Annotated in this window: 12 protein-coding genes and 1 pseudogene; 7 read left to right on the top strand and 6 right to left on the bottom strand. The window is 65.7% G+C overall.

Annotated elements, in window-relative coordinates; all coding sequences use genetic code 11:
* Positions 1–2: 2 nt before the first annotated feature.
* The gene (locus L0976_RS16235) at positions 3–2,087 is read right to left on the bottom strand and encodes a hydantoinase/oxoprolinase family protein (protein WP_234188313.1); all 2,085 of its coding nucleotides are present in this window, start codon (positions 2,085–2,087) and stop codon (positions 3–5) included.
* Between the two features lie 216 nt (positions 2,088–2,303).
* Here L0976_RS16235 and L0976_RS16230 point away from each other — a divergent pair, with 216 nt between their 5' ends.
* The 6 genes from L0976_RS16230 to L0976_RS16205 all read left to right on the top strand — a co-directional run bounded on the left by L0976_RS16230 (position 2,304) and on the right by L0976_RS16205 (position 9,013).
* A complete protein-coding gene (locus tag L0976_RS16230; protein WP_234188312.1) occupies positions 2,304–3,455 on the top strand; it encodes an FAD-binding oxidoreductase in 1,152 nt (383 codons plus the stop codon).
* Positions 3,456–3,464: 9 nt separating this feature from the next.
* On the top strand, positions 3,465–4,931 hold the full coding sequence (locus L0976_RS16225; RefSeq protein WP_234188311.1) for an aldehyde dehydrogenase: 1,467 nt from the start codon (positions 3,465–3,467) through the stop codon (positions 4,929–4,931).
* Between the two features lie 170 nt (positions 4,932–5,101).
* Positions 5,102–5,962: an ABC transporter substrate-binding protein gene (locus tag L0976_RS16220; protein WP_234188310.1), complete on the top strand. Its 861-nt coding sequence runs from the start codon at positions 5,102–5,104 to the stop codon at positions 5,960–5,962.
* Positions 5,963–6,032: 70 nt separating this feature from the next.
* The gene (locus tag L0976_RS16215) at positions 6,033–7,289 is read left to right on the top strand and encodes an aspartate aminotransferase family protein (protein ID WP_234188309.1); all 1,257 of its coding nucleotides are present in this window, start codon (positions 6,033–6,035) and stop codon (positions 7,287–7,289) included.
* 24 nt (positions 7,290–7,313) lie between these two features.
* Positions 7,314–8,201: an amino acid ABC transporter permease gene (locus tag L0976_RS16210; RefSeq protein WP_234188308.1), complete on the top strand. Its 888-nt coding sequence runs from the start codon at positions 7,314–7,316 to the stop codon at positions 8,199–8,201.
* Between the two features lie 41 nt (positions 8,202–8,242).
* Positions 8,243–9,013, top strand: coding sequence for an amino acid ABC transporter ATP-binding protein (locus tag L0976_RS16205; RefSeq protein ID WP_203319830.1), 771 nt, complete (start codon positions 8,243–8,245; stop codon positions 9,011–9,013).
* Between the two features lie 138 nt (positions 9,014–9,151).
* Here the strand turns inward: L0976_RS16205 and L0976_RS16200 are convergent, their stop codons facing one another.
* From L0976_RS16200 to L0976_RS16180, 5 genes and pseudogenes are all read right to left on the bottom strand, one after another.
* Positions 9,152–9,940: an N-acyl homoserine lactonase family protein gene (locus tag L0976_RS16200; protein WP_234188307.1), complete on the bottom strand. Its 789-nt coding sequence runs from the start codon at positions 9,938–9,940 to the stop codon at positions 9,152–9,154.
* 3 nt (positions 9,941–9,943) lie between these two features.
* A pseudogene (locus tag L0976_RS16195) lies at positions 9,944–10,921 on the bottom strand (NAD(P)-dependent oxidoreductase).
* Positions 10,922–10,953: 32 nt separating this feature from the next.
* Positions 10,954–12,897: a (Fe-S)-binding protein gene (locus L0976_RS16190; RefSeq protein ID WP_234188306.1), complete on the bottom strand. Its 1,944-nt coding sequence runs from the start codon at positions 12,895–12,897 to the stop codon at positions 10,954–10,956.
* A 1-nt stretch (position 12,898) separates the two neighbouring features.
* Complete coding sequence (locus tag L0976_RS16185) at positions 12,899–13,864, bottom strand: electron transfer flavoprotein subunit alpha/FixB family protein (protein ID WP_234188305.1); 966 nt, start codon at positions 13,862–13,864, stop codon at positions 12,899–12,901.
* Positions 13,865–13,867: 3 nt separating this feature from the next.
* On the bottom strand, positions 13,868–14,632 hold the full coding sequence (locus L0976_RS16180) for a hypothetical protein (RefSeq protein ID WP_234188304.1): 765 nt from the start codon (positions 14,630–14,632) through the stop codon (positions 13,868–13,870).
* A 320-nt stretch (positions 14,633–14,952) separates the two neighbouring features.
* Between L0976_RS16180 and L0976_RS16175 the strand changes: the two genes are divergently transcribed.
* Positions 14,953–16,164 (top strand): substrate-binding domain-containing protein, encoded by a 1,212-nt coding sequence (locus L0976_RS16175; protein WP_203316357.1) that lies wholly within the window; start codon positions 14,953–14,955, stop codon positions 16,162–16,164.
* The last annotated feature ends 5 nt before the right edge of the window (positions 16,165–16,169 follow it).

Here is a 16,169-nt window from a genome sequence, read left to right as displayed (position 1 = left end):
TGTCACTCCGGAAAAGTCAGTTGCAGATTGAGGTGCCGGTCGACCGCCACTTCCGTGCCTGGCGGTATCGCGAAGGTCGTGTCTTCCTGGGCCACGATGGCAGGTCCTGAAAAGCGCCCGCCCGGGCGCAGCAGGTCGCGCCGGTAGAGCCCGATCTCCTCGGTGGCGGTTCCGATGAAGACGGGTATGTAGCGTTCAGGCCGCATCCTCGCCCCCTCTTCAGAGGCCTCGACCGCGAGCTCCACGGCAGGCCCTTCGCCGATCGCGGCAAGGCGCAGGTTGACGATCTCGATCTCGCCGTCCGGATCGTGAAAATCGTACAACCTTGCATGCATGGCATGGAAAGCCTGCTCGATCGCTTCGAGATCCGTTTCGGAAAGCCATTTGGCCAGGAGGGGAACCTCGATCTCGAAGCTCTGGCCGACATAGCGCATGTCGGCGGACAGGTTGAGCGTGGCAGGTCCCCCATGCCCCTGCTCGGCGAGCCAGCCGCCACCCTCGGTCGTCAGCGAATCGAGGGCGCTTTGCAGCGAGGGCAGGGCCGCGGGCGTCAGCTCGGTAAAGACGGTGCGGATGAAGTCGCCGCGCAGGTCCGCCACGAGGCCGCCGAGCGCGGAGACGACCCCCGGCCGCGGCGGGCCGATCACCTTCGCCATCCGGAATTCACGGGCAAGGAAGGCGCCGAGCATCGGGCCGCCGCCGCCGAAGGGCATCAGGGTGAATTCGCGAAGATCGACGCCGGCCCGGGAGGCGAGCTTTTCCACTTCGACGAACATTTCGGAGATGGCCACGTCGAGGATGTTCTGGGCCGCCTGTTCGGGCGTCCTGCCGATCCGCTCGGCGAGCCTTGCGATCGCGGCACGGGCGAGCGAGACGTCGATCTGTAGCTGCCCGTAGGCCATCTGGCTGTGGCCGAGCCAGCCGCAGACAGCCATGGCGTCGGTGACGGTCGCGTCCGTGCCGCCCCTTCCGTAGCAGGCGGGTCCCGGCGAGGAGCCTGCCGATTCGGGGCCGACGCGCAGCACGCCATGGGAATCGATGCTGGCGATCGAGCCGCCGCCGATCCCCATGGAACTGACCGCCACCGAAGGGATGTGCAGCGGGAACTCGCCGATCAGCTCGCCCGTGCCGAACTGCGGCTCGCCGTCGATGATGAGCGCGAAGTCGGCGGACGTGCCGCCGATATCGAGCGTCAGGACATGTTTTTCACCGGCGCGGCGGGCAAGCCAGGCAGCGCCGATCACGCCTGAAGCGGTTCCCGACAGCAGCATATGGACACAGGAACGCTTGCCCTCGGCCGCGTTCATGACGCCGCCGTTCGATCGGGTCAGCAGCGCCGGCGCCTTCATGCCGCGCGAGGCCAGCCGGTCCTCGAGGGCGGTCAGGTATCCGGCAACCCGCGGATGGACATAACCGTTCAGGATGGCCGTCGTGGTCCGTTCGTATTCGCGGATGACCGGCCAGACCTCCGAGGAGGTGAAGACGAAGAGTTCGGGCGCCGCTCTCTCGATCTCCGCCCGCACGGCCGCCTCCTGCGCGCCGTTGCGCCAGGAGTGGAGGAAGGAGACGATGATCCCGGCCGCGCCCTTGGCCCTGGCATTCGCGGCGGCGCGGGCGACGGCCGCAAGATCGGGCGCCAATGCCTCGCTTCCGTCCGCCCTCATGCGGGCCGGGATGCCGAAGATCATGTCGCGCGCGATCAGATGGTCGGGGCGGGAGCAGAAGAGCGAGTAGACGTCGGGCATGCGCAGCCGCGCGAGCTCCAGGACGTCCTCGAAGCCGGCATTCGTCATGAGGGCGAGCGATGCGCCGCGCCGCTGGATCACCGTGTTGATGCCGACGGTGGTGCCGTGCACGAACCGGCTTACCAATGCTGGATCGAGCCCCTCGCGCTCGGCGAGGAGGGAGAGCCCCGTCATCAGCTCGGCGCCCGGATCGTCCGGCGTCGTCAGGACCTTGAGCGAGGCAACGCGCCCGGTGATCGTTTCCAGCGCGCAGAAGTCGATGAACGTGCCACCTATATCGACGCCGATCTTCCAGTCCTGCCGTTCGCGCCCCTGCTCCTCAAGCGCCGCCGCACATGCCATGTCGCATCCTTTCATTCGATTGCGGCAAGGCTGGCACGAGTGCGGTTGCAACGTCCAAGAGCGAAAAACCCGTCCCCCATAAGGTTCGCTTATGTCCCCGCGCCGCCGCTTTTCCATAGGTCGGACTTATGGGGGTGGACGAAACCCGACTTTGACACCCGCCTTCGAAATCGGGGAGGCTGTGCGAGCGACAGAGCGCAGGACTGGATATGTAGGATGGATGCAATCGTTCTGGGCGGCGGGCTGATGGGAGCCGCGTCGACCTTTTTCCTCGCCCGGCGCGGGGTCCGGGTCACGCTGATCGAGCGCAACCGTGTCGGCACGGGCGCGACCGTCGCCTCCTTCGGCAACATCCGGCGCAGCGGCCGCTACCTGCCCCAGCTTCCGCTCGCCGCCCGTTCCCTGCAATTGTGGGGACAGGCGGCCAAGCTGCTCGGCCGCGACGTCGAGTTTCGTGCGACGGGCCACCTCCGTTTCGCCTTCACGCAGAAGGCCGTCGACGAGATGCGCGCGTTTGCAAAAGCCGCCAGGCCGTGGGGGCTCGATCTGGAAGAACTGGAGCCGAGGGACTTCAGGAGGCGGTTTCCGGGCCTTGGAACGGACGCGGTCGCTGCATCCTTCTCCCCGCGGGACGGCAGCGCCAATCCACGTCTCATTGCTCCGGCCTTCGCCGATGCGGCATGCCGCCTCGGAGCTAAGATCGTCGAAGAGGTCGGCGTCGGCGCGATAAACAGGACCGGCTCGGGCTTCGAGGTCGTCACGTCGAAGGGGCGTTACTCAGCGCAGGTCCTGCTGAACGCGGCCGGCGCCTGGGGCGCGCGGATCGCCGAGCAGTTCGGCGAAAGCGTGCCCATCGTCGCCAGGGGCCCGCAGATGGGCGTGACCGAGCCGTTGCCCTATCGCGTCGTCCCCGTCGTCGGTGTCTGGGCCCATGACCATGGCGGAGGCTACCTCCGGCAGGTGGAGCGCGGCAACATCGTCTTCGGCGGGGGCGCGGGGCGCACAGAGGCCTGCATCGAGACGGGCTACGCCAGGGCCGATCCCGCCCGATTGCCCGGGCAGTTGCGCTCCCTGCTTCCGATCCTGCCGGCGCTTGAAAACGTCTGCGTCATCCGCACCTGGTCGGGCTGCGAAGGCTATATCGGCGACGGGCTTCCGGTCATGGGCCGATCGGCCACGACGCCGGGACTTTTCCATGCCTTCGGATTCTGCGGCCACGGTTTCCAGCTCGGGCCGGGCGTGGGAGACGTCATGGCGGAGATGATCGATACCGGCAGGACCGATCTGTCGCTGGACGAGTTCAGGGTCGGACGATTTGCCGGCCGCCGGGATGGGGCTTGCGATGGCGCGCAGGGAATGGAACGATAGGACAGGGTGATGAGCAAGAGTTTCAATCCGGACGACGTGTCGCCGACAATCGGGCATTATATCGGAGGCGCCTATGCGCCCGCCGACGGGGTCATCGACGTCACGCGGCCCTCCGACGGCAAGGTGGCCGCCGCCTGTCCGGTCGCGGATGCCGGCATGGTCGACAGGGCCGTCCAGACGGCGAAGGCGGCGCTCAAGACCTCCAACTGGGGCGGCATCCGGCCGCGCGAGCGATCGAAGGTCCTGCAGCGCTGGGCCGACCTGATCGAGGCGGAGGCCGGGACGCTGGCCATGCTGGAAGCGGCCTATTCGACGCGCCCGGTGGGGCAGCTCGGGCAGGGGGACATTGCGATCACCGCGGAGCAGATCCGTTTCTTCGCGGAGTTCGCCGACAAGGAAGACGGTACGGTCGTGCCGACCGACGATGCCAGCTTCGGCATGATCCTCACGGAACCCTATGGCGTCGTCGGTGCCATCACGCCCTGGAATTTTCCGATCAACATGGCGGGGTGGAAGATCGGCCCGGCTCTGGCGGCCGGCAATGCCGTCGTGCTGAAGCCGTCGGAAATGACGCCGTTCTCCACGCTCTACATGGCGGAACTCGCCACACGGGCCGGCCTGCCCGACGGCCTCCTCAACATCGTGCTCGGGGACGGCGAGACGACGGGCAACGCCATCACCGCGCATCCCGACATCGCGAAAGTGAGCTTCACGGGATCCACCGCAGCCGGATCGGCGATCATGGCCAATATCGCCCGAACCGGCGTCAAGCCGATGACGCTGGAGCTTGGCGGAAAGAGCCCGCAGATCGTGTTTGCCGACGCCGATCTCGAAGGGGCCGCATCCGCGATCGCCAACGGCATTCTCAGCAATGCCGGGCAGGCCTGCGTCGCCGGCTCGCGCCTGATCGTGGAACGGACGATCGCGGAGCGCCTCGGCGATGCGATCGCCTCGCATATGCGGGCGGTGATGCCCGGCCCCACATGGGACGCGGCATCGAAGTACTCCCCCATAATCTCGCAGCGACAGATCGAGCGGATCGACCGTATCGTCAAGGCAGCCATTGCCGGCGGCGGCGAGTGCATGCTCGGCGGCGGCAGGCTGGAGCAAGCCGGCTATTTCTATGCGCCGACCCTGCTCTCCAGCATCGGTTCCTCGTCACCGGCGATCGTCGAGGAAATCTTCGGCCCCGTGCTGACGATGCAGACCTTCGACACGGAGGAAGAGGCGGTGGCCCTCGCCGATCATCCGCAATATGGCCTTGCGGCGGGCCTCTATACGAAGGACCTGTCGCGGGCGCTGCGGCTGAGCCGGTCGCTGCAGGCCGGCACCGTCTGGATCAACCGCTACAATCGCTCGCGCGACCATATTCTGCCGACCGGAGGCTACAAGAAGTCGGGGTTCGGCAAGGATCTCGGCCGCGATGCCTACCTCGCCAACCGGAAAAGCAAGAGCGTTCTCATCGCTCTCCAATAGAAGATCGCAGTGCCGGAAACGCCATGGCGGGCCTCGCATTTCCGGCAGCGTCCGCAGGTCATAAGTCCAAGCTATAGGTTTGCACCAAATTACTATTGGCCCGCCCGGCACAGTACACGTCACAAATTACCCATGCCGAATTTCTCGGCACACCACACAAGGGGAACAAAATGACCAGGAAAATCAGGGTCACGTCGCTCAGCGCAGCGCTTCTTCTCGTATCGGCAGGCTTTGTGCTTGCAGCCGACCTCACCCGTTCGGACAAGATCCACGAAGCACTTCCGGACAATTTCAAGCAGGCCGGCGTCATCAATGCCGCGACGGCGACGGACTACCCGCCGTTCGAATTCCTCGACGAGAACAACGCGCTGGTCGGGGCGGACATCGAAATCTCCGCCGCGCTCGGGACGATCCTGGGCGTGAAGATCGTCAACAATGCCACCGAGTTCTCGAACATCATGCCGGGCCTGCAGTCGAAGCGCTACGACATCGGCGTCTCGTCGATCGGCGACTACGCCAAGCGCCAGGAAACGGTCGATTTCATCGACTACTACCGCGGCGGCACGTCCTTCCTCATCAAGGCAGGCGGCAAGGCTCCGGAAAAGCTGGAAGACATCTGCGGCACGAAGGTCGGCGCGCTGAAGGGCACGGCATCGGAAAGCCAGGCCGAAGAGAGCAGCAAGGCCTGCGTCGACATGGGCAAGCCGGCAATCCAGGTCAGCGCCTACCCGACGCAGAACGATGCCGTTCTGGCGCTGACTTCCGGCCGCGTCGATTCCGTTTCGGGCGACGGCGCGACCAATGGCTACTCGGCGCAGCAGCTCGGCGGGCAGCTCAGCAATGTCGGCTTCACGGTCTATAACGACCGGCCCTACTACGGCATCGCCGTGCCGAAGAACTCGCCGCTCTACCAGCCGCTTTTCGACGCGATGGCCGTCCTCATGGAAAGCGGAAAATACAAGGAAATCCTCGAGAAGTGGGGCATCGTCGACGGCGGGATCGACAAGCCGCTGAAAAACCAGGCCTCCTGACGTCATCCATACAGCCCGTCCCGGCGTTTCGCCGGGACACCATCTTTCGTCCAGCATCGAGGATCGTCCCATGTTTCATCTTTCCCCGGCTCTTCAGCAGGCCACGCCGCTCGAGGTGTCACGCGCGAAGGGGTGCGAGGTTTTCGACCGGAACGGGGATGCCTATCTCGACATGACGTCCGGCATCGGCGTCACCGCGACGGGACACTGCCATCCCAGGGTGGTCGCCGCGGCGCAGGCGCAGCTCGGCCAGATGATGCACGGCCAGTACGGCATCTTCCGCCATGACAAGCTCCAACCCCTCATGGACAGGCTCGGCAGGACGATGCCGCGGGGCCTGGACGCCTTCTTCTTCGCCAATTCCGGCGCGGAAGCCGTTGAATCAGCCGTCCGTCTCGCGCGCAACCATACGAACCGGCAGAATGTCATCGTCTTCCAGAACGGATTCCACGGCCGCACGCTCGGTTCGGCCGCGCTGACGACATCGGGCGCACGGTTCCGCTCGGCCCGCTCTGGCGCGCTTCCGCCCGGCGTCGTCATCGCGCCGTTCCCGCATCCCTACCGGTACGGCTGGGATCAGGAGACGGCGGACGCCTTCTGCCTCAGCGAGCTCGACCATATCCTCGCGACTGTGACCTCGCCGGAGGATACGGCGGCCATTCTCGTCGAACCCGTCCAGGGCGAGGCCGGCTACATGCCCGGATCGACGGCATTCTTCTCCGGTCTCAGGGAGCGCGCCAGCCGCCACGGCATCGTGCTCATCGCGGACGAGGTGCAGTGCGGCGTGGCCCGCACCGGCACGTTCTGGGCCTGCGAGCATTTCGGCCTGGAGCCGGACATCCTCGTCTTCGCCAAGGGGATCGCAAGCGGCCTGCCGCTGTCGGGCATCGCCGCGCGCAGCGAGATCATGGCGTCCGCCCTGCCGGGCTCGCAGGGCGGAACCTATTCCGCGAATGTCGTCGCCTGTGCCGCGGCGATCGCCACGCTCGACGTCATCGAGGAGGAGGGTCTCGTCACGCGTGCCGCCGAGATGGGGCGCCGTCTGCGGACGGGGCTGGAAGCCGCGGGCCAGCGTTACCAGGCGATCGGCGAAGTCCGCGGCCTAGGCCTGATGCAGGCGACGGAGTTCTCCGGACGAGACCGCGCGCCCGCGCCCGAACTGGCCCAGGCGGTCCGGGCCGCCGCGCTCAAGCGGAACATGATCCTTCTGACCTGTGGCCCGTATGGCCACATCATCCGAATGATCCCGCCGCTCGTCATTACCGAGGGCGAGATCGACCGGGCCATCCGGATATGGGACGAATGTCTCGCCGACGTGTTGAACTGAACGATCGAAAGGCCGCAGAAGCGAATGACAGACCATCAGGATGACATTGTCCCGGCCCGGTATCCCGGCCGCTGGATCGCGGCGCTGATCTGCATCGCCATCGCAGGCTTCATCGTCGCCTCCATGCTGCAGAACCCGGGTTATCAGTGGCCTGTCGTGCTGAAATACATGACGGCCGCGACGATCCTGAAAGGGTTTGCCTGGACCATCGGCCTGACGGCCGCCGCGATGACGATCGGCATCGTGCTCGGGATCATCGCCGCCTTGATGCGCCAGTCCGCGAACCCGGTGCTGGCGACCGTGGCCGCGCTCTACATCTGGCTCTTCCGGGGCGTTCCGCTGCTGGTCCAGTTGATCTTCTGGTACAATCTCGCCGCGCTCTACCCCACCATCGACATCGGCCTGCCGTTCTTCGGGTCGATTCTCAGCATTCCGACGAACGACATCATCACGCCGCTGGCCGCCGCGCTGCTGGGCCTCGGGCTCAACGAAGGGGCCTATATGGCGGAAATCGTGCGCGGCGGTCTTATTTCGGTCGATCCGGGGCAGCGCGAGGCGGCACAATCGCTTGGAATGTCGCCCGCCCACACGCTGCGCCGTATCATCATTCCCCAGGCGCTGCGCGTCATCGTTCCGCCGACCGGGAACGAGGTCATCGGCATGCTGAAGGCGACCTCGCTGGTCAGCGTGCTGTCGATCTCGGACCTGCTCTATTCCGTGCAGGGCATCTATGGCCGGACGCTGCAGACCATTCCGCTGCTGATCGTCGCATCGATCTGGTATCTCGCGGCGGCGACGATCCTGACCTCCATCCAGAGGCTGATCGAGAAGCACTACGGTCGTGGCCACCGCTCCAACCAGCCGGATGCGCTGTTCGGCCTCCTGCGCGCCAGAAGAAAGGAGACGACGTGACAGCACTCGATCCAGGCAAAGCGGTCTCCGGCACCGAGCCGATGGTCCGCATCGAGAACGTCCACAAGCGTTACGGCACCCTGGAGGTGCTGAGCGGCATAAACCTCGTCGTCGATCCCGGAAAGGTCTGCTGCCTGATCGGCCCGTCGGGCGCGGGCAAGAGCACGCTGATCCGGTGCATCAACTATCTGGAAAAGGTCCAGAAGGGCCGCATCTACGTGAACGGGCAACTGGTCGGCTACCGCGAGCATAACGGCAGGCTGTATGAGCTGCACGACCGCCAGGCCTCGGCCACGCGCGCCGATACCGCGATGGTTTTCCAGCATTTCAATCTCTTTCCGCACATGTCCGTCCTGGAGAACATCACGGAAGCGCCGATCCATGTGAAGAAGGAGCCGCGCGCGAAGGCCGAGGCCCATGCGCGCGAACTGCTCGAACGCGTCGGCCTTTCCGGCAAGGAAGGAGCCTATCCGCAGCAGCTCTCCGGCGGGCAGAAGCAGCGCGTGGCGATTGCCCGCGCACTCGCCGTCCGTCCGCGCCTTCTGCTTTTCGACGAGCCGACGTCCGCACTCGACCCGGAGCTCGTCGACGAGGTGCTCGAGGTCATGATCTCACTTGCAAGCGAGGGCCAGACAATGGTCGTCGTGACCCATGAAATGGAATTCGCGCGCGACGTCGCCGATACCGTGGTCTTCATGGACCGCGGCCAGATCGTCGAGGCCGGCGCGCCCGACGTGGTGCTTTCCAATCCGCTGCAGGAGCGCACACGCGCCTTCATCGCCCGCGTCAATCGCAATCGGGAAAGGGCATGACGGAGGGGTGCCGCCTGCGGTGAGAACCGCGGCCTGCCGGCGTCCGCGCATGGCGCGCCAGGTCGGCGGGCTTGATGCCGGAGCCCCCCGGGTCGAGGGCGAAAAGTCAGATCACGAAGCCCGGTTGCACGGCCTGCTTCACAGAGGCCGGGTCAGATCGACGATCCCGGGTCTCTCCTTGTCGCCGGCAAACCGCTGCAGGATCAGGGGGTCATGCCCGGGGACGATGAGCCGGGGAGCGCTTGCGAGCCTCCTCATGCGCTCGACGCCCATGATCACGTCGCTCAGGCGGTCGAAAACGGGGAACGGCTTTTCCTTCTCCATGTTCGCATAGAAATGCGCCGCATCGGACGCCAGGACCAGCGCGCCGTTTTCCGTCTCGACGCGTACGACCTGAAGGCCGCGGGAATGGCCGCCGACCTTGTGAAGGGTGATGCCCGGCGCGACCTCGGATTCCGGATCGTGGAAGCAGACCTTGCCGTCGAAGACGCGGCGGACCATTTTCGTCACGTCTTCCGCCTCGAAGGGATGGCGCATCGCGTGGTGGCACATGCAGCGTCCCGTGGCGAACTCCATCTCCGCGTCCTGGAGATGGAAGGTCGCGTTCGGGAAGAGGTGGTGGTTTCCGCAATGATCGTAGTGCATGTGCGATATGATGACGTCGGAGACCGTCGCATGATCGATGCCGAGCATTGCCAGCCCCTCGTCGACCGGGCGCACGACCGAGCGGCCGCGCCTGTCGCCCGTCGGCTTGTCGAAACCCGTATCGACGATGAAGGTGCGCTCCTGACCGACGATCGCCCAGACGAAATAGTCGAGCGGCATCGGTACGTCGTGGGTGTCGCCGCCGAGAAAGTTCTCCGGCGAGCGCCGCTCGAAATGCCCGTAGCGGATGGCATAGACCTTGTACTGGTGCGGGTCCTTCATGGATCAGCTCGCCTCCGCGACGGGATCGCGGCGTGAACCGACCTCGACATGTGCCCAGCCTTCGACGACCCGCACCATCGAGGTGAAGTCGGAGTCCGGTCCATAGAGCTAGTTGGTCACGCTCAGCATCTGGCGGACGGCGCTGCCGACCACCATCGGAACGCCCATGGCCTCGGCCTCCTCCAGGCACAGGCGCACGTCCTTGAACGACAGGCCGGTGGCAAAGCCGAAATCGAAGGTACGCGGGAGCACGGATTTCGGGAACTTGTCCTCCGTCGCACTGTTGCGGCCGCTGCTGGCGTTGATGACGTCGAGCATCACCTTAGGGTCGAGGCCCGCCTTGACGCCCATGACGACCGCCTCGGAGGAAACGGCCAGCGCGGCGGCGGCCAGGAGATTGTTGGCGAGCTTCATCGTCTGGGCCGCGCCCTGCACCTCGCCCATGAAGAACAGCTTGCCGAAATTCTCGAGGATCGGGCGGACGGTCTCGAAGACGGCCGCGGGGCCTGATGTCATGACCGCGAGCGTGCCGTTGCGCGCGCCCTTCAGGCCGCCGCTGACCGGCGCGTCGATCATGGCGATGCCGCGCGGCTTCAATCCGTCGGCGATCTTCGCGGCGGTGCGCGGGCCGGTGGTGGAGATGTCGATGAAGACCTTGACGGTGCTTCCGGCGGCGATGCCGTTGTCGCCGAGGGCGACGGCTTCCAGGATCTGCGGGCTCGGCAGGCTGGCGAAGACGACGTCGGCGGCATCGGCCACCTCCCGTGCGCTCGTTGCGGCCTTTGCCCCCGCGGCGACCAGTTCGGCCATCGCCCGCGCGTCGAGGTCATGGACGGTGACGTCGTATCCGGCCGCGATCAGGCGGCCCGCCATCGGCGCGCCCATCTTGCCGATACCGACAAATCCGATTCTAGAATAAGACATGTGCTTGCTCCCAAATGCGGGGCGCCGCCCCGTTTTTAACCGCGGCACCCGCCGCATGTTGCAGGCCGGCCCTGGCGGGCCGGTCGTTCTTATGGCCGGACGCCCGCGGGCGCTTCGGCCGGAATGAGCAGTTCGGCGACATCCATGACCTTCAGCCGATCCGAAGCGCCGAGGGCGTCGATCGCGGCCGTGTACATGACCTTGTCCTTCGGGCAGGCGACGACGAAGAGTTCCACGTCGCCGAGGCCCAGTGCCTCGCGGATACGGTTTTCGCTGGGGCGTTCCGTGACGCCGTCGTCGCCCTGCCAGATGCGTCCGCCGCCGGCGCCGCAGCAGAAGGATTTTTCGCGACATCGCGGCATTTCGTGCAGGCTGTATCCGGCGGCGGCGATGAGATCGCGCGGGGCGTCGAAGCCGCCGTTGTAGCGCCCGAGATAGCAGGGGTCGTGATAGGTCACGCGGCCGCCGGCGGCCGGCGGCGCGAGCTTCAGCCGGCCGTCGTTCAGCAGTTCGGCAAGGAATGCCGTGTGGTGCAGCACCTCGAAGCCCGTGCCGAAATGCCGGTAGTCGTTCTTCAGCGCGTTGAGGCTGTGCGGATCGCTCGTCATGATGCGGCTGAAGCTGCATCCATTGATGGCGTCGATGTTGGACTGCGCCAGGGTTTCGAAGAGGCCTTCCTCTCCGGCGCGGCGGACGTCGTTGCCGCTGTTGCGCTCGGCGTCGAACAGGATGCCGAAATCGACGCCGGCGACCGTCAGCAATTCTGCGACCTTGCGGGTTATCTCCTGCACGCGCGGATCATAGGAGGCATAGTCGCCGACGAACCACAGGATGTCGACCGGCTCGCTGCGCGCGTCCTTGACGGGAAAGCCGAGCTCGCGCGTCCAGCGGGCGCGCATCTTCGAGGGTTTGCCCATCGAGTTGCCGACACGGCCGATATTCGACAGCGTATCCTGCAGTCCGCCGCTGACATTACCCTCGTCGACGAGATGGCGGCGCATGTCGATGATCTTCGGCAGGTGCTCGATCTCGACGGGGCATTCCTCCATGCAGGCCCGGCAGGTCGTGCAGGCCCACAGCGTCTCCTCGCTGATGACGCCGCCGACGAGCGGGCCGGCCGCAGGTCCGGCCACCAGCGCGTCGCGCATGTCGGTGATCAGCATCTTGGGGCTGAGCGGCAGGCCGGCGGCATAGGCGGGACAGACGGCCTGGCAGCGGCCGCACTCGGTGCAGGTGAGGAGGTCGAGCTGCTGCTTCCAGTCGAAGGCGGCAAGATCGCTGACGCCCGTCGTGCTGCGTGCCTCCGGCACCGCAGGGACCGTCCCGCGCGGATCGAGGCTGCGGAAATACACGTTCGGTGCGGCGAGGAACATGTGCCGGTGCTTCGAGCCGGGAATGTAGACGAGGAAGCCGAGGATCGCCGCGACGTGGACCCAGTAGAACACGGTTTCCGCCGCCTCTGAGACAGGGGCGGCCGGGGAGAGCAGCGCCGCGAGCGCCACGCTCACCGGCCGCCAGCCCGCCGCGCCGCCGGCGAGGATGCGGAAAGCGGATTCCAGCAGGAGCGAACCGACGATGGCGAGGATGAGGCCGTAGATGACGGCCGCATCACGTCCGCTCGATCCCTCGAAGCGTGCGGGCTTCAGCACGTAGCGCTGGTACATCGCAAGCCCCACGCCGACGAGCATGACGACGGCGGCCCAGTCCTGAAGCAGCGCGATCCATGTCTCGCCGCCGACCGGCGCCAGCGAGAAGCCCGGGAAGAGCCGGGAGCCGAAGGCCTCCACGGTGACGGTGAACAGAACGAAGAAGCACACGAGGATAAGGGCGTGCAGGACGCCGGAGAGGGGCCGGCGCAGGAGCCGCCGGTGCAGGCCGACCGCGACCGCGACACCCTTCAGCCGTTCGACCGGCCTGTCGAACCGGGCGGCGGCCGGTGCGGCGGCGAGCGCGCGGACGTAATGCCTGCACCGCCATGCGGTCAATAGCGCCGCCGCGAGCGTCACGGCCCAGAGGGTGTACGTGGCCGACATTTCAGGTGTCCGACGGGTGCAGCCGTTCGGAAAGGCTCGACATGAGCTCGAACAGGTCGCAGGTCGCCCCGTAATGGGCGACATTGAAGATCGGCGCCTTCGGATCCGTGTTGACCGCGATGATCATGTCCGACTGCCCCATGCCTTCGAGATGTTCCGGGGCGCCGGAGACGCCGAGCGCCATGTAGAGCTTCGGCTTGACCTTCTGGCCCGATTTGCCGACCTGGCGCAGCTTGGGCAGCCAGCCATTGTCCACGACGGGCCGACTGCCGGCGATCTCCGCGCCGAGCAGCGCCGCGAGGTCGCGGGCAAGGTCGATGCTGGCCTCGTCGCCGATGCCGCGGCCGACGCAGACGATCCGTTCGGCGGCCTTGAGATCGACATCGCTGAAATCCGGCAGGTCGATGGAAATCGGTCGTACCCGGCTTGCGGCGACGAGTTCCGCGATGTCGATTGTGTCGATGCGGTCCGGCGAAAGCGGTGTGGCCGTCGCCTCGGCGAAGGCGCCGGGATTGACCATCAGCACCGCCGGAAGCGGGACGCTGCAGTCGGCCAGCACCTTGCCGCCGTACAACTGCGCGACAACGGAGAGCGATTGGCCGTCGCGCGCGATCTTCTCGACATAGCTGACGAGCGGCCAGTCGAGCCGGGCGGCGACGGACGAGGCGACGTCGAGCCCGTTGGCGGAATAGGGCACAACGACGATGCCGGCGCCCTCGGCCGCGATAACGTCGCAAAGTTGGCGCGCATAGGTGCCGGCCACGACGATATCGCCCTCGGGGGCGATCGCGGCGACGAGGCGGTCGGCCGCACCGACCTTGCCGGCGGCGTCTGCGGTGGCGCTTCCGGCGAAGAAGGCGATCACGTCGTCGCCATCCCTTGCCAGGCTGTGGGCCGCCGCGATCATTTCGAGAGAAACGGCATCGACCTGGCCGGATCGGCCCTCGGTGCAGGCATAGATCTTCATGGTTCAGCGTCTCCCGATGCCGTTGCTTTCGAGGATTGCGACGATGCGCTCGGCGACAGTCTCGGCGTCATCGCCGAGCTGCTGCGCCGAACCGGTCTCTTCGGGGATGCGCAGGCCCTCGATGGAGGCCGACAAGGTGAAGGACGACGCCTGCCGCTCGCCCCTGCCGATCGGTGTCTTCGAGGCTTCCCGCAGCTTGCTGCCGGAGACATAGCGCGGCGCCTTCGTCGCCGTCTGGACGCCGAGCACGGCCGGCAGCACGACTTCGTAGGTCACGGAGACGCCAGCCCCCCGCTCCTGGGTGACATGGAGCCCGCCGCCGCTTGCCTCGATGCGGTTGGTGCCGGAAATATGCGGCCAGTCCAGCATGGCGCCGACATAGGGGGCGAGTTGGCCGAACAGATCCTCGCTCGACTGCACGCCGCAGACCACGAGGTCCGCCGACCTGGCGCGCGCGAGATCGACGACCGTCGCCGCAAGGTCGCGCGAGGAGAGGAGTTCGTCCTCCTCGCAAGGCAGCGCGATCACCTCGTCCGCCCCGCGGGCGGCCGCCATCTGGAGGATGCGGTTCGTGCCTTCGCCGATGGCGATAACCGTGACCTTCGCGCCGGTGGCTTCCTTCAGGAGGATCGCGTCTTCGAGGGCGTGGTCGTCGAAGTCGTTGAGCTGGAAATCAAGCCATTCGCGATCGATACCGAGCCCGTCGCCGGTCAGCAGCAATTCACCGGCCGCATCCGGCACCATGCGCAAGATAACAAGTATGTTCACAGATCCTCCTCCGGCGAGATGCCCTGCTGAGCCCCCTCACACGCTGAAGACGATAGATTGATTTTTGCCGTTCGCCCAAGTTTAAATGGGTAATATCAGCTATTACATCCCAGACAATTGACCCGAAGGCTGCGGCAAAACATAGTTATGTCACGCCGAAAGCATCCACCTGATCTTTGTGCATTGCAAAATGCACTATATAAATCTGGATAATCGGCAGATGGAGGAATTCAGCCGGAGTTATATTCGAGTTGTGTTTGACAATATGGGATTTCCGGCAAGGCATGAAAGAATAATCAGGGGTTCAGGAGGAGGAGCCAATGTCCTTGAAGAATATTCTCGACACGAAGATTTCCCGAAAGTCGTTTCTGCGGGGCGTGCCCGGTGCCGCGGCCATGGCGGCCCTGCCGGGTATGCAGCTTGCTAGCGCGACGCGCGCCGCCGCCGAAACCACGACGGGCAAGAAGGCCGGCTACTACGGTGCGCCGCGCACCTGGATGTGGAACCCGAACCCCAACACCATGATCGACACGTCCAAGTGGAAGAAGGACGGTCCCTATGTCATCGGCTTTTCCAACGCCTCGATCTCCAATGCCTGGCGCGTCGCCTTCCAGCATGGCGTGCTGTGGGCGGCAGGCGAGCACCGCGACGACATTTCCCGTCTTCTCGTGACGGACGCCAATGACGATCCGTCCAAGCAGATCGCGGACATCCAGGACCTCATCAGCCAGGGCGTGGACCTGCTGCTGATTGCCGCGGCGACGGAGGATGCGCTCGATTCCGTCGTCGGTCGTGCGACCGAACAGGGAATCCCGGTCGTTATGGTGGACCGGAAGGTCAAGACGCCCGAGAACTACATCACCTATGTGACGGCATCCGACTGGGCGCTCGGCCGCCTGGAGGCGCAGTGGCTCTGTGAGACGCTCGGCGGCAAGGGCAACATCGTCATGCTGCCGGGCATTGCGGGCTCCAGCGTCGCGGAAATCCGCATCAAGGCGAACGAGGAGGTCTTCTCCAAGTTCCCCGATATCAAGGTGCTGGAAAAGCAGTATTGCGACTGGAACCCGGCGACCGGCAAATCGGTGATGGCCGCGCTCATCCAGAAATACGGCAAGGACATCGACGGCGTGCTCGCCGACAGCGCTCTGCAGGGCTACGGCGCGATCGAGGCCTATCTCGATGCCGGCTACAAGGCGGGCGAGATTCCGCCGATGACCGGCGGCGACGTGGCGCGCATGTACCAGCTCGCCAACCAGCACGACATCAAGATGTGCGGCATCGACTATCCGACGTCGATGGGCATCACCGGCATCGAGACCGCGCTCGACGTGCTCAAGGGCATCCCGGTTCCGGACAAGGTGGAGGTGAGCTTCCAGGTCGTGACGTCGCCGGACGGCGATACCGTTTCCGTCAGGGGCGACCGGCATATCCTCGACCATGTCAGCATGGACGATCCGGGTGACCTGTCGCCGAGCCACGGCCTGCCGGACGGGTACAATCCGAGCACGTTCAATCCCGACTATCCGAAATAAGCCCT

Origin of the sequence: Shinella sp. NM-101 (assembly GCF_021401195.1) — a bacterium.
Taxonomy (GTDB): domain Bacteria; phylum Pseudomonadota; class Alphaproteobacteria; order Rhizobiales; family Rhizobiaceae; genus Shinella.
The sequence above is the reverse complement of the archived record's forward strand: the minus strand, read 5'-3'. Positions and strand labels throughout refer to the sequence as shown.

Coding starts and splice junctions, on each gene's coding strand:
- L0976_RS16235 (WP_234188313.1), bottom strand. CDS start 2,087: ATGGCATGTGCGGCGGCGCTTGAGGAGCAGGGGCGCGAACGGCAGGAC.
- L0976_RS16230 (WP_234188312.1), top strand. CDS start 2,304: ATGGATGCAATCGTTCTGGGCGGCGGGCTGATGGGAGCCGCGTCGACC.
- L0976_RS16225 (WP_234188311.1), top strand. CDS start 3,465: ATGAGCAAGAGTTTCAATCCGGACGACGTGTCGCCGACAATCGGGCAT.
- L0976_RS16220 (WP_234188310.1), top strand. CDS start 5,102: ATGACCAGGAAAATCAGGGTCACGTCGCTCAGCGCAGCGCTTCTTCTC.
- L0976_RS16215 (WP_234188309.1), top strand. CDS start 6,033: ATGTTTCATCTTTCCCCGGCTCTTCAGCAGGCCACGCCGCTCGAGGTG.
- L0976_RS16210 (WP_234188308.1), top strand. CDS start 7,314: ATGACAGACCATCAGGATGACATTGTCCCGGCCCGGTATCCCGGCCGC.
- L0976_RS16205 (WP_203319830.1), top strand. CDS start 8,243: ATGGTCCGCATCGAGAACGTCCACAAGCGTTACGGCACCCTGGAGGTG.
- L0976_RS16200 (WP_234188307.1), bottom strand. CDS start 9,940: ATGAAGGACCCGCACCAGTACAAGGTCTATGCCATCCGCTACGGGCAT.
- L0976_RS16190 (WP_234188306.1), bottom strand. CDS start 12,897: ATGTCGGCCACGTACACCCTCTGGGCCGTGACGCTCGCGGCGGCGCTA.
- L0976_RS16185 (WP_234188305.1), bottom strand. CDS start 13,864: ATGAAGATCTATGCCTGCACCGAGGGCCGATCCGGCCAGGTCGATGCC.
- L0976_RS16175 (WP_203316357.1), top strand. CDS start 14,953: ATGTCCTTGAAGAATATTCTCGACACGAAGATTTCCCGAAAGTCGTTT.